The following is a 20148-nucleotide window of genomic DNA, read 5'->3' on the forward strand; positions in this document are numbered from 1 at the left end:
TCCTCGACTCCATGGTGCCCTGACCGGCACGTCCTGCACGCTCATACACGCCTCCCGGCCAGGCCGGCCGCACGGCGCAGTTCCTCCACGCGGGCCGTGACGTCCACGACCTCGTCGGCGCCGGCGTCGGCGTCGGCGTCGGGGAGGCCACCGGCACGTGGTGCGGGGAGGAAGGTGTCCGGCACCGGGGCGTACATCGGCCCGTCCGCCTCACACTCCGCGAGGCATTCGGGGCACAGGCCGTTCACGAGCTCAACGGCTCGCTCGTCCGCGTCACAGAGACCACAGACCATGATCACGCGGGTCACACGAGCGCGCCGGGCCGCCTTCTGCCGCAGCTTGGCCTTCGCCGGACGTGTCGACGGGGTCGGGGGCATCTTGTTCTCCAATCGTTTGCGGGCGAATCCGCCCGGGTTGGTGACCTCCGACGGCAAGCCGTCGGTCAGTGCCGTGGTGACGTCCTGTGGCGTCGCGCCGCGCGACAGCCACTGCGTGACCAGGGATTCGAGGGAGTGACAGTCGGCTTCGGACAGCGGCATCCGGGGATCGACGGAACGGAGTTCGGCGAGCGTCCGGTAGGCGGTGCTGGGCTGGTCCACCGAAGGGGGCGTCGGGCCGGGGTCCTGGGTCTGGATCGGGTGGGGGTCGGAGTGGGTTCTTCGGGCGTCTCGTCAGCGGGCTCGTTCTCCTCGACCCGGACCAGTCCCGACCGGTGGTGCTCCGTCACATCCCTGCCGTCGCGCTCCCGCGCGAAGTTCGCCCACCACTCCACGGACCTGCGGGTACGCGACCAGTACGTTCGCGTCACCCACCGCATGGAGCCTTCCTCGACGGTGATGTGCTCATTGATCCAGCGCAGATGCCCGGCGTGGACGAGGCGGCCCGCCGATGTACGCACCGCCTGCTGGCCGTAGTGCGGATGCTCCGCCGCGATCACCTTGTGGCCCATGGCGTGGCCGTCTTCGAGGTGGTCGATGAAGACGGCGATCTCGGCGTCACGGGGGCTCAGATGTGCGAAATCCGGGTCCGCGTGCGGGTCTTCGTCACCTACGGAACGTTTTCCGCAGCCCGTTTTGGCCATCGGGTGAGACGGGGAAGGCAGGGCAGCACTAGGGTGGGCGTAAGCCACGATCGAGTCTCTTTCGATCCGTAGGTCTAGGCCCTGGCAGCGGTGTTGGCGCACCGGCCGGGGCCGATCTATTTGGTTGGTTGCCGCGAACCTAGAGCGACTTTACGTTCCGAAGCAATCCGATCACGGAACGTCACCCTTTCGGGTTGCGCCCCTTCAACTCACGTACAGACCTGGTTGGTTGGTTTGGGTTTTCACCCAACCCAGAGATCTTGGAAAACCCCATGGAAGAGCTCGGGTCCCGAGGCTCAAGCCCCGGGCCGACCTGCGGAAACGAAGGCCCTCCAAGCGGGGGCGGTGAGGGTGAGGGTGGGGCCGGTGGGGTCCTTGGAGTCGCGTACGTGGACCGTCAACCGTGCTTCGGATAGGGCGACTTCAACACAGTCGCCGCCCTCGTCGTCGCTGTAGCTCGACTTGAACCACGCCAGCTGCTCACTCATCACGGTTCACCATCCGCTCGATGAAACGGGCCGATTCAGCGGGGCTGAGGGCCTGCGCGCGGATCATGCTAAGCCGCTCGGTCACGCGGTTGACAACCTCCGGATCAGCCGAAAGCTCGCTGGCAAGCGGCCCTTCCGTGAAGACGAACCGTTCGTGATCACGCGTCTCCAGCATCACCATGGGCCCCAAGAGGGCCGCACTGATGGCTCGCTCGAAGGGGAGCACCTGCAACAGGACGTTCCGAAGGCAGGACGCCTCCAGCAAGCGCCGCAGTTGTTCGGCATCCACCTGGGAACTGCGCAGGACCGCCTCGTACAGCACAAAGCTCAGGGCCACCGAGGGCTTCCGCTCCGTGAGGATGGCCTGCCTCTCCAGACGTGCGGCGACCCTTTCCTCCACCGTCTCCTCGTCCAGAGGTGGGTAGCGATTCTCGATCAGTGTCCGCGCGTAACCCGGCGTCTGCAACAACCCAGGAACCAGCGCGACTTCGTACGACCAACGGCTGATCGCCTCCCTCTCCCGCAGCATGAAGTCCTGAGCCCTCGCCGGAAACTTCTCCCTCTGGAGATACTCCTTGGCCGAGCTGAGCAGCCCCTGCGCCCCACACAGCTGATCCGCCACATCAAGCACCCTCGGGGTCGGCATCCGCACCCCTTGCTCCATGGACTTGATCGTGTCCGGCGAGTAGTTCGCGGCCTCGGCCAGCTCCTCGCGGGTCACGTTCGCCTTCGTGCGCCAGCGCTTCATCTGGTTGCCGCCGTAGCGCCAGGCAACCGGGGGTTGGGAGTTGGCGTTGCACTGGACCGACACCGCGCGCACCTCCGACCGATACACACCCGCGTGTATCACCTCAGTCACTACCGAGCGTAGCCCGCCGATCGCCACCGTGTGACCATGACGGACGCAATTCACCGGCCCCCGTGGGTGCCCGTGGCGGGGCACCGGCTGCGCGTGGTCGGCGTGCACTTCGACGCCGTACGGATCGAGGGAGCCCTCGGGGAGACCGTCGCGGACAGGCTGATCGAGGTGACGGACGGGGACGCGGGGCCGGTCGTCCTCGAACAGGCCGGGTTCCGGTGGATGTACTTCCTGCTGAGGCCGGGCACGGTGCACGGACACGCCTGGCTGCCGGGTGTGCAGCGGTTCGGCCTGAACGCGGGGAACATGCGGACGGTGACCTACGTCGGCATCCCGGCCCTCGACGGCAACACGTTCCCGCTGCGCTGGTACTCCGAGCCGACCCCGGAGACACCGTACGTGGCACCGGAGTTGTTGCTCACGGCAGTGACTGCGGTGCGCGCTGCCCAGGCCGACCGGGAGGAACCCTGACGTGAGTGCAGTGCCACCGCCAGAGACGTTCCCGAGTCGTGTCCTGCCTAGAGCGTGCCCAGCGCCGGTGCGAACGCGATGAGCAGCGGGAGCAGGGCCAGGAGCGCGGCGGCCGTCGTTGTGGCCGCGCGGCGGGTGCGGTCGAGGCGGGGCGGCGGCTCCAGCAGCCGCTCCACCCGGTCGCCCAGCAGGCGGCGGGTGGTGGAGCAACTCAACACGCCCCGGTGCTGGTTGAGTTGGATGAGGGCGAGGGCGGTGGTGAGGTGACCGCAGCGGCGCGATGCCGTGTCGTCGGCGGCGAGTTCGACAAGCCGGTGGGTCTGGTCGGCGAAGTGGGCGAAGAGGGGGATGCGCGGGAAGCCCGTGGCGAGGGCGGTCGAGAGATGGAGCAGCCAGTCGTGGCGGGCGCGGGCGTGACCCAGTTCATGGGCGAGCACGGCGTCCAGCTGGCGGTCACTCAGCCTGCCCAACGCACCCGTGGTGACGACCAGTTGGGGCGGGGCGCCCGGCATGAGCCACGCGTCGGGGTACTCGTCCTCCAGCACCAGCAGCGGCCCCTTCGCCTGCGGCAGGCCCGCCGGGAGATCGGGGGCCCGCTCCCGCAGGTGCGCACGGCGCAACCGCCGCCGGCGCCGGGCCTCGACCAGCTCCCGGGCCAGCATCGCACCGCTCCAGGCCGCCCCCAGGGCCAGCACCAGCGTCAGTACGGCCGTCCAGGGCGGCGCGGCCGTGAGGTCGTACGCGGCGGTCACGGCCGGGGGCGCGGGGGCGAAGGCATGCGTCCGAACCGTCTCGAACACGGCCGCCGCGCCCAGCACCAGCGCCGCGAGACAGCTCAGCAGGGCCGCCGCCACCAGGCACTGCCACGTCCACAGCGCGACCACGGGTTCCCGCTCGGGCCACCTGGCCCTCAGCAGCGCACGGGGACCCACCACGGCGGCGGTCAGAGCCACGGCGACGAGAAGCAGCAGGAGAACGGTCACGTCACTGGGTCCGGTTCCTGTCGGGGGGCGGGCGACGGTGCTTACGCTACCGCCGGTCCCCGCACCCGCAGCACCCCTTGGCGTGCCCCGAAGCGGGCGACGAGACAGGCGAGGCGGCAGGCGACGAGGCGGTCGTTCGAGGCCGGCGTCCAAGCGTTCGAGGCGGACGACGGACGATGGAGCTACTTGACCTTCCTGCCCAGTCCCAGCGGCCCCGCGATCTCCTCCGCCATGACCTGGCCCGCCTCGAACTCCAGCGTCTCGTCGCCCATCAGTTCCTGGTCGGTGTCGAGACCGTCCAGCTCGGCGAGGGGCTGATTGAGGCGGACGTGGGCGACCAGGGACTGCAGGGCCCGCAGGGTCGCCGACGCCGTGGAGCCCCAGTTGGAGAAGTAGGAGAACTGCCACCACCACAGCGCCTCGGTGGTGCGGCCCGCGCGGTAGTGGACCATGCCGTGGCGCAGGTCGGCGATGACGTCGGCGAGGTCGTCGGAGATCCGGGCCGGGACCGGCGCCTTGCGGGGCTCGTAGGGGTCGAAGACCTCGGAGTAGACGTCGACCGGGTCGAGCATCAGGGCGAGGCGTTCGCGCAGCTCGTCCACGTCCGGCTCGAAACCGGGGTCGGGCTCGTAGCGTTCGTCGGGCACGATGTCCTCGTGCGCGCCGAGGCGACCGCCGGCCAACAGCAGCTGGGAGACCTCCAGCAGCAGGAACGGGACGGCCGAGTCCGGCTCGTCGCCCTTGGCCACCTCGGTGACGGCGACCAGGAAGCTCTCGATCTGGTCCGCGATCTGGACCGCGAAGTCGTCCGGGTTCAGGTCCGTCGCGTGCAGCGTGGCGTCAGACATCCAGCAATCGTCTCCCCTCGAAGGCGCGGCCGAGGGTCACCTCGTCCGCGTATTCCAGGTCGCCGCCCACCGGGAGGCCGCTGGCCAGGCGGGTGACCTTGAGGCCCATGGGTTTGATCATGCGGGCGAGGTACGTGGCCGTGGCCTCGCCTTCCAGGTTCGGGTCCGTGGCCAGGATCAGCTCGGTGACCGTGCCGTCGGCCAGGCGGGCCAGCAGCTCCCGTATGCGCAGGTCGTCGGGGCCGACGCCCTCGATCGGGCTGATCGCGCCGCCGAGGACGTGGTACTTGCCCCGGAACTCGCGGGTGCGCTCGATCGCGACGACGTCCTTCGGCTCCTCCACGACACAGATGACGGACGGGTCGCGGCGCGGGTCGCGGCAGATGTTGCACAGCTCCTCCTGCGCCACGTTGCCGCAGGTCGCGCAGAAACGGACCTTCGCCTTCACCTCGAGGAGGGCCTGCGCGAGCCGTCGTACGTCCGTGGGCTCCGCCTGCAGGATGTGGAAGGCGATCCGCTGCGCGCTCTTGGGACCGACGCCGGGCAGCCGCCCCAGCTCGTCGATGAGGTCCTGGACCACGCCTTCGTACACGGACTGCCGTCCTTCCTGGTGTCTTTCAGTACGTACCGTAGTCGGCCGCCGCCGCTCCGAGGAAGGCGGTACCGGGCACGGATGGGCTCGCCGGGGGGTTGCGGGCGAGTTCTGCGGAGTTCGGAGGTGTCGGGAGGTGTTCGGGCGAAAAGTCGCGCCGGGGGCGCGGAGAGGGTGGGTGAGGGGCGGCCGAGAGGCCCGGTTCAGAAGGGCAGGCCGGGGATGCCCGAACCGCCGCCGAGGCCCTGGGCGAGGGGGCCCAGTTTCTGCTGCTGGAGGGTCTGGGCGTTCTCGTTGGCCGCCTGGACGGCCGCGACGATCAGGTCGGCGAGGGTCTCGGTGTCCTCCGGGTCCACCGCCTTGGGGTCGATCTTCAGGGCGCGCAGTTCGCCGGAGCCGTTGACGGTGGCCCGCACCAGACCGCCGCCCGCCTGACCGTCGACCTCCGTCCGCGCGAGCTCCTCCTGTGCCTTCGCCAGGTCCTGCTGCATCTTCTGGGCCTGCTGGAGCAGCTGCTGCATGTTGGGCTGGCCACCACCGGGGATCACGTTCAGCTCCCTCGCACGAGTACTTGCGGAGGTCCGCGGGGACGGATCTACGGACGCCCCCGTGGACCTTCTTGCGGTCGCAACGAGCCTACGTGGTCGGCACGGCCTCTGCCGCGCCACTCTTTCGAGTGAGTCGGCGGGGATTCATATATCCGATCAAGGGCATCTTCCAGGGGATAAGCGGCGAAAACACCATCTTCGCCACCCATTGGGCGGTAGGAAGGGGTCCGGCCGCGTCAGGGTGGTGCGTGAGCGCCGTACGTACGTAGGGAGTGCCGGGTGAGCCAGCCGGAGATGCAGCCCGAGGGGGGACCCCAGGACGGGCGGGGTGAGGGGTCCGGGCTGTGGGCGGAGCCGTGGACGGCCGCGACCGGACCGTGGGTGGGGAACTGGCCGGGCGGCCGTTCCCGCAGGGGGACTGGGGGCAGCGGCTGGAGGAGCTGTACCAGTGGGTCGAGCGGGCGGCGCTGGAGACCGCGTCGTGGTATCTCGCGGACCGGGTGTGGAAGCGCCTCGCGGCGCGGGTACTGCGGGTCGGCGCGGCGACGGGCGCGCTCGTCGGGGCCGCGCTGCCGCTGCTCGACCTCACCGGGGCGGTGGGCGGGGCGGCCCCCTGGGGGTATCTCGCGCTGCTGTCCTGTGTGGCGTGCGTGGCGGTGGATCGGTTCTTCGGGGTCACCTCCGGGTGGATGCGGGACGTCGCCACGGCCCAGGCGGTGCAGCGGCGGTTGCAGGTGTTGCGGTTCGACTGGGCGTCGGAGAGCGCGCGGGAGGTGCTGGGACCGGCGGAGGGGACGGCCGGGGAGGCCGCCGAGCGGTGCCTCGGGGTGCTGCGGCGGTTCTCCGAGGACATCACGGAGCTGGTGCGGGCCGAGACGGTGGACTGGATGGTGGAGTTCCGGGCGGGGCGGCGCCGTCGGGGTTGCGGGTGGGGGATCCGCGGGTCGGCCGGAGGGTGGTGAACGGGCGGGTGCCGTTGCCTCCGGCGGCTCGGCCGAACATGCCTCGGCAGCGGCCGCCAGAGGCTCGGTAGGGGCCGCCGGGGGCGGCGGGGTTCTCTCGCCGCCCCTACCCGTCCCATCGTCGCAAGGGGCTGCGCCCCTTCGACCCCCACGTGCGGGTTCGGTGGGGGCTGGTCGCGCAGTTCCCCGCGCCCCTGCCCCGAACCTCTCAGCCCGTCTTCGTGTAGGTCACCGACTTGCCCGCCGTGTCGACGCGGCGGAGTTGTCCGTCGGGCAGGAGGGTGACGGTGGTGGCGGCACCGGGGGAGCAGGACTCGGCCGGTTCACCGGTGGTGACGGTGGAGGGACCGATCCGGAGCGGACCGTCGTCGTCCGGTTCGTCCGTCAGCGTCGCCTCGAACACGCAGTGGTACGTGCCGCCGCCTTCGAGCGGTCCGTCCGCCGTGAGCGAGAGCACCGTGTCGCCGACCTCGCCCTGCCGGATGACGAGCCGGCGGGTGTCCGCGCCGCCGAGCGTGGCGTCCCAGGTGCCGAGGAAGTCCTCCGGGACCGTGCCCGCGTCGGGCGCCTCGGTGGTCGGGTCCGGCGAGGTCGCGGGGTCCGTGGGCTCGCCGGTCGTCGGCCCGGGCGTCTCGGGCGCGCTCGTCGTCGTACCGCCCTTCGCGTCGTCCTTCTCGCCGCCGTCGCCCCCCTTCTTCATCAGCGCGTACACCGAGCCGCCCGCGCCGAGGGCGACCACCAACGCGACGGCGACGAGCAGCACGGAGGCGCCCCGGCTCCCGCGCTCCGGTTCGGGACCCCCGCCGGGGCCCGTCCCGGCCCCGGGCCCGTAGGGGGGCTCCGATCCGTAGAGGGGCTCCGGCCCGTACGGCGGGGTCGCGCCCAGCCCCGCCCCGGCGGCGCCTCCGTGCCCCTGACCGCCGCCGTACGGCTGCTGCCCGTACGCCCCGTACGGCGCCTGCGGTCCGCTCTGCGGGTAGCCGTAGGCAGGGCCGGGGGCGGGTGTACCGTAGCCACCGGCAGGCTGCTGGGTGTACGGCTGCGGGAAGCCATAGCCTACGGGCGCGGGCCCCGGGTTGTAACCACCGGGTGCGGCGGCGGGCCCGGGTGGGGCCGCGGGAAGAGGCGGCTGTGCGGCGGGCGCCCCGCGACGCGTGTCTGCATCCGGTCCAACGGCTCCCCACCCGGCGCCCCGGCGGAGGCGGCACGGCACCCTCGGGCGGGGCGGCGGGGTGATCGGCCGGAGCCGGGGGCGGCGCCGGGAGCTGCCGCCCCAGCCGCCCCACCCGAGTGCGGGGACGGGGAAGTGCCCGACGCGGCCCCGAACCACCGTACGGAGAATGCGGGTCACCCAGCGGATACACGGGCGGAGCCGACGGCGGCCCGGCGGCCCCGGCCGGGGGCGCGGACGCGGGACCGGCGGACGGCGCACCCGCCGACGGTGTACCGGCCGACGGCGACTGCTGGGCAGCGGCACCGCCCGCCAGGTTCGCGGCGGCGGCCCCGACGGGCTCGCCGACGGCCCGAGGGCGGAGTCGACGGCGGGGTCGACGGCGGAGCGGGGAAGTCAGGGGACTGGCCCGGCGCCCCGGGTGCGGGCCCGCGGCGGGCGGGGCCGAGGCCGAGGAAGCCGCTGCGGTCGGCTGCCCGGAGTGGCCGGAACCACCGGAAGCCGTAGGCCGACCGCCTCCCGCCGGACCTCCCGGCGCGCCGAAGCCACCACCCGGCACACCCGGCCCACCCGCAGCCGCCGCGCTCGCCGCAACCGCCGGGCCTCCCGCCCCGCCGATACCTCCGACAGCCCCTGAACCCCTGGAACCCCGGGCACCCCGAAGCCCCGGACCTCCCGCTCCCGGCCGCCCGGGCTGCCCCGATCGACCAGGCTCCCCAAGCTGCCCCGGTCCCGCGCTCTCCTCCGGGTCCTCGGCCTCCAGCAAGCGCACCGCGTGCCGGCCGAGTTGGGCGACCAGGGCGCTCGGCAGCCACGGGTCGCGGGAGCGGCCCGCGAAGACCGTGTCCTCGGCGCCGGTGCGCTGGAGGATCTGGGCCAGGGTGGGGCGGGCGGCGGGGTCCTTGCGCAGGCAGTCGCGGACGATGTCGTAGAGCCCCTCCGGCAGCCCGTCCAGGTCCGGTTCCTCCTGGGCGATGCGGTACATCAGCGCGTGGACACCGGAGTTGGCGGCGCCGAACGGCAGGTTGCCCGTGGCGGCGTAGGAGAGGACGGAACCGAGGCAGAAGATGTCGCAGGCAGGGGTGACGCGGTCGCCGCGCACCTGTTCGGGCGCCATGAAACCCGGCGACCCGACGAGCGCGCCGGTGCGCGTCAGTCCGCCGTCCGTCACGGTCTCCAGCGCCCGCGCGATCCCGAAGTCGATGACGCGCGGCCCGTCGATGGTCACCAGGACGTTGGACGGCTTGAGGTCGCGATGGATGAGCCCGGCCGCGTGGATGTCCTCCAGCGCGTGCGCGAGCCCGGCCGCGAGGATGCGTACGGACCGCTCGGGCAGCGCCCCGTGGTCACGCCCCACCACGGCCTGGAGGGAGGGCCCGGCGACATACCCCGTGGCGACCCACGGGACCCCCGCCTCGGTGTCCGCGTCCAGCACCGGCGCGGTCCAGTACCCGCCGACCTGCCGCGCGGCCCGCACCTCCTGACGGAACCGCGCCCGGAACTCCTCCTGCTCCGCCAGCTCCTGCCGGACCAGCTTGACGGCGACGGTACGGCCGCGCTCGGACCGGGCCAGGTACACGTTCCCCATGCCGCCGGCCCCCAGCCGGGCGAGCAGCCGGTACGCCCCGATCCGTTGCGGATCCCCGGGCCCGAGCTTCTCCATGGCCACCGTCCCCCCGATTCCCGTGCCGCCCCCGCCGCGTCCGTGGACGCGTGCACGTATCCGTGTCTCCGTGCATCCGTGTGCATGTACGTACGGGTACGTCGCCTACGTCGGCAACCTCATCAACGTCGTCTACGTCGCGTACGTGCGCAACGGACCGATCGTAGTGCGGCCGTGCGGGGAGTCGGATGGGGCGGTGTCTACGGTTCCGTAACAGCGTCCGGTGGCGCCGCGAGGTCGTCCAGGACGGCCGACAGCCTTTCCAGCGCCCGCACGGTCGCCGCGAACTCCTCCTCCCCCAGCGCCCGGGCGAGCCGGGCGGCCAGGGCCGCGTGGCCCGGGTCGATCCGCTCGATCGCCGCGCGGCCGGCGGGCGTCGGCGTGAGGAGCTTGGCGCGACGGTGGGCCGGGTTGGGCAGGTACACGGCGAGCCCCCGGTCGACGAGGAGATCGGCGACCCGCTGGACGCTCTGCCGGGTGATGCCCATGGCGCGGGCGACCCCGGCGACCGGCAGCGGCTCGGGCAGCACCGCGCCGAGCACCTGCCACCAGGCGGCCGTGAGCCCGGCGGGGCCCGCCAACTCGTCTGCCACGGAGAGAAACTGGCCGTTGAGGCGGAAGACACCGAGGGCGGCGCGGCTGAGGAGGTCCTGCTGCTCGCGGCTCACCGGGCCGCCGCCTCCAGCACGGCGTACGCCTCCGCGTCGGAGTCGTGGAAGAGGCGGTACCAGGCGTCGAGGACCTCGCCCTCGTAGACACCGAGGAGGCGGAGGACCTCGCGGGCGAAGGCGACGGGTTCGGTGGGGCCGGCGGTGACGAGCAGCCCGGAGCCGTCGGTGACGGCGTCCGCGTCGACGTACCGCTCACCGCCGCCGTACCCGGTGGCCGCGAGGCAGAAGAGGGCCGCGCTGGTGTGGTCCCGGTCGTCCAGCAGCCCTTCGCGGGCGAGACCGGCGGTCGCGCCGCAGATCGCGGCGACGGGTACGCCGGCCGCGAGGAACTCCCGCGCCTTCCGGGCGAACGGCGCGAGCGCGTCTCCCGTGTCCCACAGGTCAGCGCCGGTGAGGACGAGCAGGGAGCTGTCCTCGGGCCGCAGCCCTTCCAGCGCGGAGTCCGGCTGGATCCGCACCCCCGCGATCGTCCGCACGGCGCCGGTCCCCTCCCCGACCGTCCGGACCTCGTACCCGCCCCGAGCGAGCCAGGCGGTGGTGTGCCCCGTCTCCCAGTCGGCGTAGGTGTCGTACACGGCGAGATGAACGGGCTTCCGATTCGTCATGACAGCATACTGACACAGCGACAGTGTGCTGTCAATTGAGCAACGGCCCCTGCGGGCCTGAAAAACGTGGGGCGCAGCCCCCGCCTTTCAGGGGCGCGGGAAACTGCGCGACCAGCCCCCACCGGACGGACGCCTGGGGGTCGAAGGGGCGCAGCCCCTTGCGAGGACGGGACGGGTAGGGGCGGCGGGGGCGACACACTGTCGCACTCACCGAGCCGCACGCAGACACAAAGCCGATGTCCCCACCCACCACCCACCCCTAGCCTCACCACCATGACCCCTCGCCCCAACCCCCAGGCTGGCGCCCAGGTGAAGGCCACGGACCGCGCGCACGTCTTCCACTCCTGGTCCGCACAGGAACTCATCGACCCCCTCCCCATCGCCGGCGCGGAGGGCTCCTATTTCTGGGACTACGACGGCAACCGCTACCTCGACTTCACCAGCGGCCTCGTCTACACGAACATCGGCTACCAGCACCCCAAGGTCGTCGCGGCCATCCAGCAGCAGGCCGCCACGATGACGACCTTCGCCCCGGCGTTCGCGGTCGAGGCCCGCTCCGAGGCCGCCCGGCTCATCGCGGAACGCACCCCCGGCGACCTGGACAAGATCTTCTTCACCAACGGCGGCGCCGACGCGGTCGAGCACGCCACCCGTATGGCCCGCCTGCACACCGGCCGCCCCAAGGTCCTCGCCGCGTACCGCTCGTACCACGGCGGCACCCAGCAGGCCGTGAACCTCACGGGCGACCCCCGCCGCTGGGCCTCCGACACCGGCACGGCGGGCGTCGTGCACTTCTGGGCGCCGTTCCTCTACCGCACCCGTTTCCACGCGGAGACGGAGGAGCAGGAGTGCGCCCGCGCGCTGGAGCACCTGGAGACGACGATCATCTTCGAGGGGCCGTCGACGATCGCCGCGATCATCCTGGAGACCGTCCCGGGCACCGCCGGGATCATGGTCCCGCCGCCGGGCTATCTGGCCGGGGTCAGGGAGCTGTGCGACAAGTACGGGATCGTGTTCGTCCTCGACGAGGTCATGGCGGGCTTCGGTCGGACCGGCACCTGGTTCGCGGCGGACCTCTTCGACGTCGTGCCCGACCTGATGACCTTCGCCAAGGGCGTGAACTCCGGCTACGTCCCCCTCGGCGGGGTCGCCATCTCCCCCGCGATCGCCGAGACCTTCGCCCGCCGCCCCTACCCCGGTGGTCTCACGTACTCCGGCCACCCGCTGGCCTGCGCCGCCGCCGTCGCGACGATCGGCGTGATGGAGGAGGAGGGCGTCGTCACCAACGCCGCCTCCCTCGGCGCCACCCTCATCGGGCCCGCCCTCCACGAACTGGCCGACCGGCACCCCTCCGTGGGCGAGGTGCGCGGCACCGGCATGTTCTGGGCGCTGGAGCTGGTGCGGAACAAGGAGACCCGCGAGCCCCTCGTCCCCTACAACGCGACCGGTGAGGCGAACTCCCCCATGCTCGCCTTCGGCGCGGCCGCCAAGGCGGGCGGCCTGTGGCCCTTCATCAACATGAACCGCACCCACGTCGTGCCCCCGTGCACCATCACCGAGGCCGAGGCCAAGGAGGGGCTGGCCGCCCTGGACGCGGCGCTGTCCGTGGCGGACGAGTACACCGTGTGACGCCGTGACAGGCGGCGGTGCCGAGCGGAAGGGCTGAAACTTCTCCCGCGAACCCGAACGCGTAAGGTGACGTGCTCGTAAGAGAACTCAGAAGAGGACTCCGAAGAGAGCTCGGAGAGCACGCACAGGACGCGTGCGCGTACGCGGATGGGGGACCCAGACCACGATGCCCGGCACCGGCACCGGCGGCGGCACTGGCGCCGTGACCCGCAGCACCCTGCGGCAGCAGCTCGCGGACGCGCTCCGTGACGAGGTGCTGGCCGGCAGACTCAAGCCCGGGCAGGAGTTCACCGTCAAGGAGATCGCCGAGCAGTACGGCGTCTCGGCGACGCCCGTACGCGAGGCGCTGGTGGATCTGTCCGCGCAGGGGCTGCTGGACGCCGTGCAGCACCGGGGTTTCGAGGTCCGCGCGTACTCGGTGGCCGACTACCGGAACATGGTCGAGGCCCGCATCCTGATCGCCGACGGCATGTTCCGGCGGCTCGGCGACCGCAAGGTCGACCCGCGTACGGCGGCCGCGCTCGCCGGGGTCCGACGGCGCGGCGAGGAGGCGCGGCGGGCCGCGACCGCCGGGGACCTGGACATCCTCATCGGCTACGACCTGCGGTTCTGGCGTGAGCTGAGCGCCCTGTTCGGCAACCCCTACCTCACCGACTTCCTGCACCGGCTGCGCGTGCAGTCCTGGGTGTGCGCGGTGCAGTACCTGCGGCAGGGCAGCCACGAAACGGACGACCTCAAGGGCCGGCTGTGGGCCGACCACACCGATCTCGTCGACGCCCTCAGCCGCCGGGACGCGCAGAGCGCGCAGGAGATCATCGCCGGTTACGACGAGCAGTCCCTGACGCTTGTGGAACGACTGGCGGACGGATGAGCCCGACCCCGAAGACGGGCGGCGGGCAGCTGAGCGTCGACCTCTCCGTGGTCGTCCCCGCCTACAACGAGCAGGACCGCCTCGCCCCCACACTCGACGCGATCATCGGTCGTCTCTCGGTCACCGAGGCCGCCGCCCGCTGGGAGATCATCGTCGTCGACGACGGGTCGACCGACGCGACGGCCGAGGTCGTGGCCGCCGTCACCGCCCGCGACGCACGGGTGCAGTTGGTCTCCGACGGGCCCCGCAACCGGGGCAAGGGGCATGCCCTGCGGCTCGGTGTCCTCGCCTCGCACGGCCGCCGGGTGCTGCTCACGGACGCCGATCTCTCCGCGCCCATCGACGAGTTGGAGCGGCTCGACAAGGCGCTCTCCGACGGCCACACCGCGGCGATAGGCTCGCGCGAGGCGCCCGGCGCCAGCATCGAGCGCCACCAGCACCGGCTGCGCGAGACGCTCGGCCGGGCCGGCAACTTCCTGATACGCGGCGTCGCGGTGCCCGGCATCCGCGACACCCAGTGCGGCTTCAAGCTGTTCGACGGCGACCGTGCCCGCGAGGCCTTCGCCGCCTCCCGACTCGACGGGTTCGGGATCGACGTGGAGATCCTGCGGTACTTCCACCGCAACGGCTGGCCCGTCGCCGAGGTCCCCGTCCGCTGGTCCCACCAGCCCGGTTCGAAGATCCGCCCGAGCGACTACGCCCGGGTCCTCGGCGAACTCGCCGCCCTGCGGGCCCGTTCCGTCCGCCGGGCCGACATCCTCGCGGTCCTGGGCTTCCTGCTGATGGCGGTGACCCTCTACATCGGCCGCTGGACCGACCCGAACGGCCGCTACCTCCCCGACTCCCTCCAGGACCAGAACCAGTGGGAGTGGTTCTTCGCCGTCACGGCCGACAACCTCGTCCACTTCCGCAACCCGCTGTTCACCACCTTCCAGGGCTTCCCCGACGGCGTGAACCTGATGGCCAACACCGTCATGCTCGGCCTGTCGGTGCCCTTCGCGCCCGTCACGCTCCTCCTCGGCCCGGCGGTCTCGCTCGCCCTGGTCATGACCCTGGGCCTCGCCGCCACGGCAGGCGCCTGGTACTGGCTGATCGTCAAACGGGTCGTACGGCACCGGGGCGCGGCCTTCGCCGGAGCGGCCCTCGCCACGTTCGCGCCGCCGATGGTCAGCCACGCCAACGCGCACCCGAACTTCGTCGTCCTGTTCATGCTCCCGCTGATCGTCGACCGGGCGCTGCGCCTGTGCACGGGCGCCCGGACCCGGCGGGACGGGATCGTCCTCGGCCTGATGGCGGCCTACCAGGTGTTCCTCGGCGAGGAGCCCCTCCTCCTCGCCGCGATGGGCATGCTGCTGTTCGCCGTCGCGTACGGCCTGGTGCGCCGGGACGTGGCCCGCGCGTCCTGGCGCCCGCTGCTGACGGGCCTCGGCATCGCGGTCGTCGTGGCCCTCCCCCTGGTCACCTTCCCGCTCTCCTGGCAGTTCTTCGGCCCGCAGAGCTACGGCAACATCGCGCACGGCGCGAACTCCGGCAACAGCCCGCTCGCGCTCCTCTCCTTCGCCGAACGCTCCCTCCTCGCGGGCGACCGCGACCGCGCGGACGCGCTCTCCCTCAACATCACCGAACAGAACGCCTTCTACGGCTGGCCCCTGGTCCTGCTGGCCCTCGGCATCGTCGTACGGCTGTGGGAACGCCCCCTGGTGAAGGCGCTCGCCGCCACCGCCTTCGCCGCCGCCGTGCTCTCCCTCGGCCCCGAGTTCCGCCTGCCGCAGACGGACCTCGTCCTGCCCGGCCCATGGGCGCTGCTGGCGGAAAAGCCGCTCTTCGAGTCGGTCGTCGAGGGCCGGGTGGCGATGATCTGCGCCCCGGTGCTGGGCATGCTGCTGGCGATCGCCTGCGAGCGCCTGGCGGCGGCCCCCTCCCTCGGCACCCGCTACGTCGGCTTCCTGTCCGTCACCCTCGCCCTGCTGCCGATCGTCCCGGCCCCCCTGAAGTCCGTGGACCGCGCCGAGGTCCCGGCGTTCTTCGCGGACGGCACGTGGCGGTCGTACGTCGACGTCTCGGCCGGCGAGACCCTGGTGCCGGTGCCGCTGCCGGACCCGGGCAACGCGGAGGCGCTGCACTGGCAGACCACGGCGGACTTCGGGTTCCGGATGCCCGGCGGCTACTTCAACGGCCCGTTCGGTGAGGACCGGGTCGGCATCTACGGCGCCGTCCCCCGCCACACCTCCAACCTGCTGCGTGACGTCCGCTACACCGGCAAGGTCCCGGTGATCGGGGAGAACTGGCAGGCGCAGGCCCGCAGGGACTTCGCGTACTGGCACGCGGGTGCGCTGGTCCTGCGCCCGCAGCCGTACGACGAGCAGCTGCGGGAGGCCGTGGACGAGCTGGTCGGCCGACCCGGGAGGTGGGTGGCCGGAGTGTGGGTATGGGACCTGCACGAAGGGGACTGAAGACGCGTTCAGCGACTACGCTTCCCTGACCACTGTGTGCCGTACGCGAACGTATGCCTACCGTGCGTGTGCGGCCGGATGACCGAGGAGTTCTCTTTTGGCCTGTGACCTCTGGTTGGTCCCGCTCGTCGACGTGCTGTGCCACACGCCCGACAACCCCTTCGCCGAGGAACTCGCGCTCTACAACAAGCTGCTGAGCGAGGCCGGGCTGCCACCGGTCCCGGTGTACCAGTACATGCCGGGGCTGACCGGGGAGGTCGCCCCCGTCGCGGGTTTCGACTACGACGCGCTGCATTTCCTGCGTCGCGCCTACCTCTTGCAGGTGTGCGGGCTCGCGGTGACCCCGGTGGACGCGCTGGGCGGGGACTACGAGCAGCTCCTGGAGATGTTCGAGGGCACGGCCCAGCAGTCGCACCTGGTGTGGCACTACGACCATGCGGGCGCCTACGTCCCCGTCGACTTCCCGCAGCCCCTCTCCAGCGACGAACTCCTCGCCGGCGGCGGCCCCCTGGGCTCCTCCCAGGGCCTCCTGCGGGAACTGGAGTTCGTGGCCCCGGCCATCGGCATCGACCCGGCGAATCCCCCGGCACCGCCCGAGGCGCCGCTCGCGCCCACGGAGTTGGAGGAACCGGCCGTCGCGGCGCCCTACGACCCCAGCCCCTTCGCCCGTGAACGGCACGTCTGGCTGGGCCTGCACGCGGCGACGACCCGCAGCCTGGCGCAGGGTTCGATGATCGTCTTCAGCTGAGCCCGGTTCTCGACGACCGGCGCTCAGCGCCCCAGGGCCGCGAGGCCCTTCTGCATGTCCTCCGCGTTCATGACCGGGGTGTACGTGACCTCGGCACCCAGTTCGAGGAAGAACGGCTCGGCGATGGCGGGCATCTGTGAGCTGTCCTGCATGTCGAAGACCAGGTAACAGGCGCGGTGCCCGTTGTCGGCGGTGAAGTACGCGGCCTCCGGCTTCACCTGCTCCATGGAGGCCTGCATCAGCTTCCCCAGAGTCCCGTTCCGAATGGCCTCGTTGGACTTCTCGGTGTCGAGCCGGGCCTTGAGCATCATGCGCATCTCAGTCACTTCCTCCGGTCGCCCGATATGCACACCTTGCGTGCTTTATCGATTCTATGCCCGATGTGCACGTGCAGCAGGAGGGTGATGGCGCCCCGGTTGGCCGCCGACAGGGGCTGGGCGGACACATGACGGGCGGCGGCGCGCAGTTGGGAGACGGCGGTACCGGTGTGCGACCGCACGGTAGTCGGCGACCGCGAGAGTCTGCAGCCACGCGCGTACCTCTGGTTCGAGCTCGATCACGTAGAGGACCTGGTCCTCGATCATTGCTGCTCCCACAATCGCTGCGCACACGTCTGCGCTGCCGCCTGTCGCCGTCGCCCGTCCAGGCAAGCAGTGCCGCAACCGCGAAGCGGCCGATTGAAGGGCGCGTCACTCGAACGGGAGGGTTCCCCGTCCCGGGCCCATCCGGCCGCCGTCCCGGGGACGCGGCGGCGGCCGACACCGTCACCGGGTCGGCCGCCTCGCGCGCGGGGTCGCGGACTAGCGGACTAGAGGAACGAGTTGATCTCGATCGTCTCGTCGCGGCCCGGGCCCACGCCGATCGCGGAGATCGGGGCGCCGGACATCTCCTCCAGTGCCTTGACGTACGCCTGGGCGTTCTTGGGCAGGTCGGAGAAGGACTTGGCCGAGGTGATGTCCTCGGACCAGCCCGGCAGGGTCTCGTAGATCGGCTTCGCGTGGTGGAAGTCGGACTGCGAGTACGGGAGTTCCTCGACGCGCTTGCCGTCGATCTCGTAGGCGACGCAGACCGGGATCTGCTCCCAGCCCGTGAGGACGTCGAGCTTGGTGAGGAAGAAGTCCGTCAGACCGTTCACGCGGGTCGCGTAGCGGGCGATGACCGCGTCGAACCAGCCGCAGCGGCGGTCACGGCCGGTGGTCACGCCCCGCTCGTGGCCGATGCGGCGCAGCGCCTCGCCGTCCTCGTCGAACAGCTCCGTGGGGAACGGACCGGCGCCGACGCGGGTGGTGTACGCCTTGAGGATGCCGATGACCCGGCTGATCTTCGTCGGACCGACGCCCGCGCCCGTGCAGGCACCGCCGGCCGTCGGGTTCGACGAGGTCACGAAGGGGTACGTGCCGTGGTCGATGTCGAGGAGCGTGCCCTGGCCGCCCTCGAACAGGACGACCTTGTCCTCCTCCAGCGCCTGGTTCAGCACCAGGACGGTGTCGGCGACGAACGGCGCCAGCTTCTCGGCGTAGCCCAGCAGCTCCTCGACGACCTGGTCCACGGCGATCGCGCGGCGGTTGTAGAGCTTGGTGAGGAGCTGGTTCTTGACGTCGAGGGCCGCCTCGACCTTCTGCGTCAGGATCGACTCGTCGTACAGGTCCTGGACCCGGATGCCCACGCGGTTGATCTTGTCGGCGTAGGTCGGGCCGATGCCCCGCCCCGTCGTACCGATCTTGCGCTTACCGAGGAAACGTTCCGTGACCTTGTCCACGGTGACGTTGTACGGCGTGATGATGTGAGCATTGCCGCTGATCAGGAGCTTGGACGTGTCGACGCCGCGCTCGTTCAGACCGCTCAGCTCGGAGAGCAGGACCGACGGGTCGACGACGACTCCGTTGCCGATGACCGGCGTGCAGCCGGGGGAGAGAATCCCGGAAGGGAGTAGGTGGAGGGCGTACTTCTGATCACCCACGACTACCGTGTGGCCGGCGTTGTTGCCGCCCTGGTAGCGCACCACGTAGTCGACGGATCCGCCTAGCAGGTCCGTCGCCTTTCCCTTGCCTTCGTCACCCCACTGAGCACCGAGCAGCACAAGTGCGGGCACGCGCGTACACCCCTTCCGGGCGGGGCATGTCCATGGTCGGGGGCGTACGCGATGGCTTGTTACCGTCGCGTGCGCCGCGCGACCGTCGTTGGCCGCACACTGTGGACCCGGATGCCCCGGAATAGACGAAGCCCCTGGCGCAATAGCGCAAGGGGCTCTTGCACAAAGATGCTACCCGAGGAAGCGAGGCAGGACCGAGGTGGCGACTGACGACCAGCTCCTCGTGGTCATCGACCCCGTCGCCCGTCGCACGGACGGCGAGGCCGTACGGATCGCGAAAGACGTGCTCAGCGCGGGTGCGGCGAGTACGAAGGTGTGCCTTCCGGATGGGCCGGAGGAATTCGCGCGGGCACTCTCGCGACGCGGTTCCCGGCGCCCTGTGCTGGTCGGCGACGACCGCGCGCTGCTGCGGGCGGTGTCTCACCTGCATCGGCGGCGGGAGCTGGCGGGGTGCGCGCTCTCCCTGGTTCCCGTGGGTACCGCCCTGGGTCTCGCCCACTCCCTGGGTGTGCCCCCCGGCGCGGTCGCGGCGGCCCGCGCCGCCCTCGACGGCGTCGAACGGCGGCTGGATCTGCTCGTCGACGACAGCGACGGCGTGGTCCTGGGTGCCCTGCGCATCCCGGCCCTGCCGGGCGTGCCGCCGCGGGACACGCCGGAGGCGGGCGGCCCGGCGGGCGCGGCCCCGCCGGGCCCTGGCAGGGGCAAGGCCGCCCCGGGATCCGACCGGGGCGCGGCTCCGGGGCGGACCGGGACGGCCTCCGGGACAGGGACCGGCTCCTCCGGAACGGGCCCCTCCGGAACCGGCTCCTCGGGTACGGCTTCGGGGGCGGGCCGGGAGGCGGGCAGTGGCGCGGGGCCGGACGGGGCGACCCGGTCCGGAGAGGGGTCGGCCGAAGGTTGTGCGTCACCGCCGTCGGGCGCCGGCTCCCACTTCTGGCTGCGCGCCTGGCCGCAGTCCCTCGCCCGTACGTTGTCGACGCGTCCGGCGATACCCGCCCGGATGTCCCGTCCGCTGCGGCCCTCGCGCATACGGGTCGCCGCCGGGGGCGGGCCCGGGCCCTGGCGGCTGCGGGTGGAGGTGGACGGGGTGATCCTCGTCGATCTGGACCAGCCCGTGGAGGCCGTGTCCGTCGTGCCCGGCGCCGACGGCGGCGCCGACGTCGAGATCCGGCCGGTGTCGGTGGGCGCCGAGGCGGCCCCACTGCTGGCGACCGGCCACCGGGTGACCGTCTCCGGCGCGGACTTCCGCTACCGGGCGGACTCCCTGGTGGCGGGCCCGGTGCGGACACGGACGTGGACGGTACGGGAGGCGGCGTGGGGGCTGACGCTGCCGGGGTGAGAACGGTTTGGGTGCGCCGGGCGGGCGTGCGTGGGGGCGCCCGGCGGGTGCCGGGCGCCCCTGGGTCAGCGGGT

General features: G+C 71.9%; 19 protein-coding genes and 1 pseudogene. 7 read left to right on the forward strand and 13 right to left on the reverse strand.

Features of this window, described 5'->3' with window-relative positions:
* Nucleotides 1-41: 41 nt before the first annotated feature.
* The 3 genes from E4N62_RS19395 to E4N62_RS19405 form a co-directional block, all read right to left on the reverse strand.
* On the reverse strand, nt 42-599 hold the full coding sequence (locus E4N62_RS19395) for a hypothetical protein (protein WP_230216021.1): 558 nt from the start codon (nt 597-599) through the stop codon (nt 42-44).
* Nucleotides 600-1377: 778 nt separating this feature from the next.
* Nucleotides 1378-1569, reverse strand: coding sequence for a DUF397 domain-containing protein (locus E4N62_RS19400; protein ID WP_230216023.1), 192 nt, complete (start codon nt 1567-1569; stop codon nt 1378-1380).
* The gene (locus tag E4N62_RS19405; protein ID WP_230216320.1) at nt 1562-2317 is read right to left on the reverse strand and encodes a helix-turn-helix transcriptional regulator; all 756 of its coding nucleotides are present in this window, start codon (nt 2315-2317) and stop codon (nt 1562-1564) included. Before E4N62_RS19405 ends, E4N62_RS19400 begins: the two co-directional genes overlap by 8 nt.
* A 147-nt stretch (nt 2318-2464) precedes the next feature.
* On the opposite strand from E4N62_RS19405, the gene E4N62_RS19410 reads away from it, so the two are divergent.
* On the forward strand, nt 2465-2899 hold the full coding sequence (locus E4N62_RS19410; protein WP_268269553.1) for a hypothetical protein: 435 nt from the start codon (nt 2465-2467) through the stop codon (nt 2897-2899).
* A gap of 47 nt (nt 2900-2946) precedes the next feature.
* Here the strand turns inward: E4N62_RS19410 and E4N62_RS19415 are convergent, their stop codons facing one another.
* The 4 genes from E4N62_RS19415 to E4N62_RS19430 form a co-directional block, all read right to left on the reverse strand.
* A complete protein-coding gene (locus tag E4N62_RS19415; RefSeq protein WP_230216027.1) occupies nt 2947-3882 on the reverse strand; it encodes a M56 family metallopeptidase in 936 nt (311 codons plus the stop codon).
* Nucleotides 3883-4064: 182 nt separating this feature from the next.
* A complete protein-coding gene (locus E4N62_RS19420; RefSeq protein WP_217182050.1) occupies nt 4065-4730 on the reverse strand; it encodes a DUF5063 domain-containing protein in 666 nt (221 codons plus the stop codon).
* On the reverse strand, nt 4723-5322 hold the full coding sequence (gene recR / locus E4N62_RS19425; RefSeq protein ID WP_184905496.1) for a recombination mediator RecR: 600 nt from the start codon (nt 5320-5322) through the stop codon (nt 4723-4725). The genes E4N62_RS19420 and recR overlap by 8 nt, the downstream gene beginning before the upstream one ends.
* A gap of 203 nt (nt 5323-5525) precedes the next feature.
* The gene (locus E4N62_RS19430) at nt 5526-5870 is read right to left on the reverse strand and encodes a YbaB/EbfC family nucleoid-associated protein (protein WP_230216029.1); all 345 of its coding nucleotides are present in this window, start codon (nt 5868-5870) and stop codon (nt 5526-5528) included.
* A 344-nt stretch (nt 5871-6214) separates the two neighbouring features.
* Between E4N62_RS19430 and E4N62_RS19435 the strand changes: the two genes are divergently transcribed.
* Nucleotides 6215-6832 (forward strand): SLATT domain-containing protein, encoded by a 618-nt coding sequence (locus E4N62_RS19435; protein WP_230216031.1) that lies wholly within the window; start codon nt 6215-6217, stop codon nt 6830-6832.
* A gap of 208 nt (nt 6833-7040) precedes the next feature.
* Here the strand turns inward: E4N62_RS19435 and E4N62_RS19440 are convergent, their stop codons facing one another.
* From E4N62_RS19440 to E4N62_RS19455, 4 genes and pseudogenes are all read right to left on the reverse strand, one after another.
* On the reverse strand, nt 7041-7595 hold the full coding sequence (locus tag E4N62_RS19440) for a hypothetical protein (RefSeq protein WP_230216033.1): 555 nt from the start codon (nt 7593-7595) through the stop codon (nt 7041-7043).
* Between the two features lie 1149 nt (nt 7596-8744).
* Nucleotides 8745-9666 (reverse strand): annotated as a pseudogene (locus tag E4N62_RS19445) (serine/threonine-protein kinase); the annotation flags it as partial.
* Nucleotides 9667-9866: 200 nt separating this feature from the next.
* Entirely contained in the window at nt 9867-10334 is a 468-nt protein-coding gene (locus E4N62_RS19450; protein WP_230216036.1) for a MarR family winged helix-turn-helix transcriptional regulator, read from the reverse strand.
* Entirely contained in the window at nt 10331-10942 is a 612-nt protein-coding gene (locus E4N62_RS19455; RefSeq protein ID WP_230216038.1) for a DJ-1/PfpI family protein, read from the reverse strand. Before E4N62_RS19455 ends, E4N62_RS19450 begins: the two co-directional genes overlap by 4 nt.
* 273 nt (nt 10943-11215) lie before the next feature.
* Between E4N62_RS19455 and E4N62_RS19460 the strand changes: the two genes are divergently transcribed.
* The 4 genes from E4N62_RS19460 to E4N62_RS19475 all read left to right on the forward strand — a co-directional run bounded on the left by E4N62_RS19460 (nt 11216) and on the right by E4N62_RS19475 (nt 16643).
* Complete coding sequence (locus tag E4N62_RS19460) at nt 11216-12571, forward strand: aspartate aminotransferase family protein (protein WP_230216040.1); 1356 nt, start codon at nt 11216-11218, stop codon at nt 12569-12571.
* 166 nt (nt 12572-12737) lie between these two features.
* Nucleotides 12738-13442: a GntR family transcriptional regulator gene (locus tag E4N62_RS19465; protein WP_230216042.1), complete on the forward strand. Its 705-nt coding sequence runs from the start codon at nt 12738-12740 to the stop codon at nt 13440-13442.
* On the forward strand, nt 13439-15895 hold the full coding sequence (locus E4N62_RS19470; protein ID WP_230216044.1) for a dolichyl-phosphate beta-glucosyltransferase: 2457 nt from the start codon (nt 13439-13441) through the stop codon (nt 15893-15895). Before E4N62_RS19465 ends, E4N62_RS19470 begins: the two co-directional genes overlap by 4 nt.
* 97 nt (nt 15896-15992) lie before the next feature.
* Nucleotides 15993-16643: a hypothetical protein gene (locus tag E4N62_RS19475; RefSeq protein ID WP_230216047.1), complete on the forward strand. Its 651-nt coding sequence runs from the start codon at nt 15993-15995 to the stop codon at nt 16641-16643.
* 23 nt (nt 16644-16666) lie between these two features.
* On the opposite strand, the gene E4N62_RS19480 is transcribed toward E4N62_RS19475, so the two are convergent.
* Together E4N62_RS19480 and E4N62_RS19485 are read right to left on the reverse strand one after the other, a co-directional pair.
* Nucleotides 16667-16960 carry a DUF3303 family protein gene (locus E4N62_RS19480; RefSeq protein WP_230216049.1) on the reverse strand — a complete coding sequence of 98 codons (294 nt, stop codon included), beginning with the start codon at nt 16958-16960 and terminating at the stop codon, nt 16667-16669.
* A gap of 491 nt (nt 16961-17451) precedes the next feature.
* Complete coding sequence (locus tag E4N62_RS19485) at nt 17452-18735, reverse strand: adenylosuccinate synthase (RefSeq protein WP_215448175.1); 1284 nt, start codon at nt 18733-18735, stop codon at nt 17452-17454.
* Between the two features lie 199 nt (nt 18736-18934).
* Between E4N62_RS19485 and E4N62_RS19490 the strand changes: the two genes are divergently transcribed.
* Complete coding sequence (locus E4N62_RS19490) at nt 18935-20074, forward strand: diacylglycerol kinase (protein WP_230216051.1); 1140 nt, start codon at nt 18935-18937, stop codon at nt 20072-20074.
* The last annotated feature ends 74 nt before the right edge of the window (nt 20075-20148 follow it).

Source organism: Streptomyces sp. MNU76 (genome assembly GCF_020982545.1).
Taxonomy (GTDB): Bacteria; Actinomycetota; Actinomycetes; order Streptomycetales; family Streptomycetaceae; genus Streptomyces.

What these genes read in the sequence shown, in the direction of transcription:
- E4N62_RS19420 (WP_217182050.1), bottom strand. Translation starts at nt 4,730, where the DNA reads ATGTCTGACGCCACGCTGCACGCGACGGACCTGAACCCGGACGACTTC.
- E4N62_RS19455 (WP_230216038.1), bottom strand. Translation starts at nt 10,942, where the DNA reads ATGACGAATCGGAAGCCCGTTCATCTCGCCGTGTACGACACCTACGCC.
- E4N62_RS19480 (WP_230216049.1), bottom strand. Translation starts at nt 16,960, where the DNA reads ATGCGCATGATGCTCAAGGCCCGGCTCGACACCGAGAAGTCCAACGAG.
- E4N62_RS19460 (WP_230216040.1), top strand. Translation starts at nt 11,216, where the DNA reads ATGACCCCTCGCCCCAACCCCCAGGCTGGCGCCCAGGTGAAGGCCACG.
- E4N62_RS19410 (WP_268269553.1), top strand. Translation starts at nt 2,465, where the DNA reads ATGACGGACGCAATTCACCGGCCCCCGTGGGTGCCCGTGGCGGGGCAC.
- E4N62_RS19470 (WP_230216044.1), top strand. Translation starts at nt 13,439, where the DNA reads ATGAGCCCGACCCCGAAGACGGGCGGCGGGCAGCTGAGCGTCGACCTC.
- E4N62_RS19405 (WP_230216320.1), bottom strand. Translation starts at nt 2,317, where the DNA reads ATGAAGCGCTGGCGCACGAAGGCGAACGTGACCCGCGAGGAGCTGGCC.
- E4N62_RS19465 (WP_230216042.1), top strand. Translation starts at nt 12,738, where the DNA reads ATGCCCGGCACCGGCACCGGCGGCGGCACTGGCGCCGTGACCCGCAGC.
- E4N62_RS19400 (WP_230216023.1), bottom strand. Translation starts at nt 1,569, where the DNA reads ATGAGTGAGCAGCTGGCGTGGTTCAAGTCGAGCTACAGCGACGACGAG.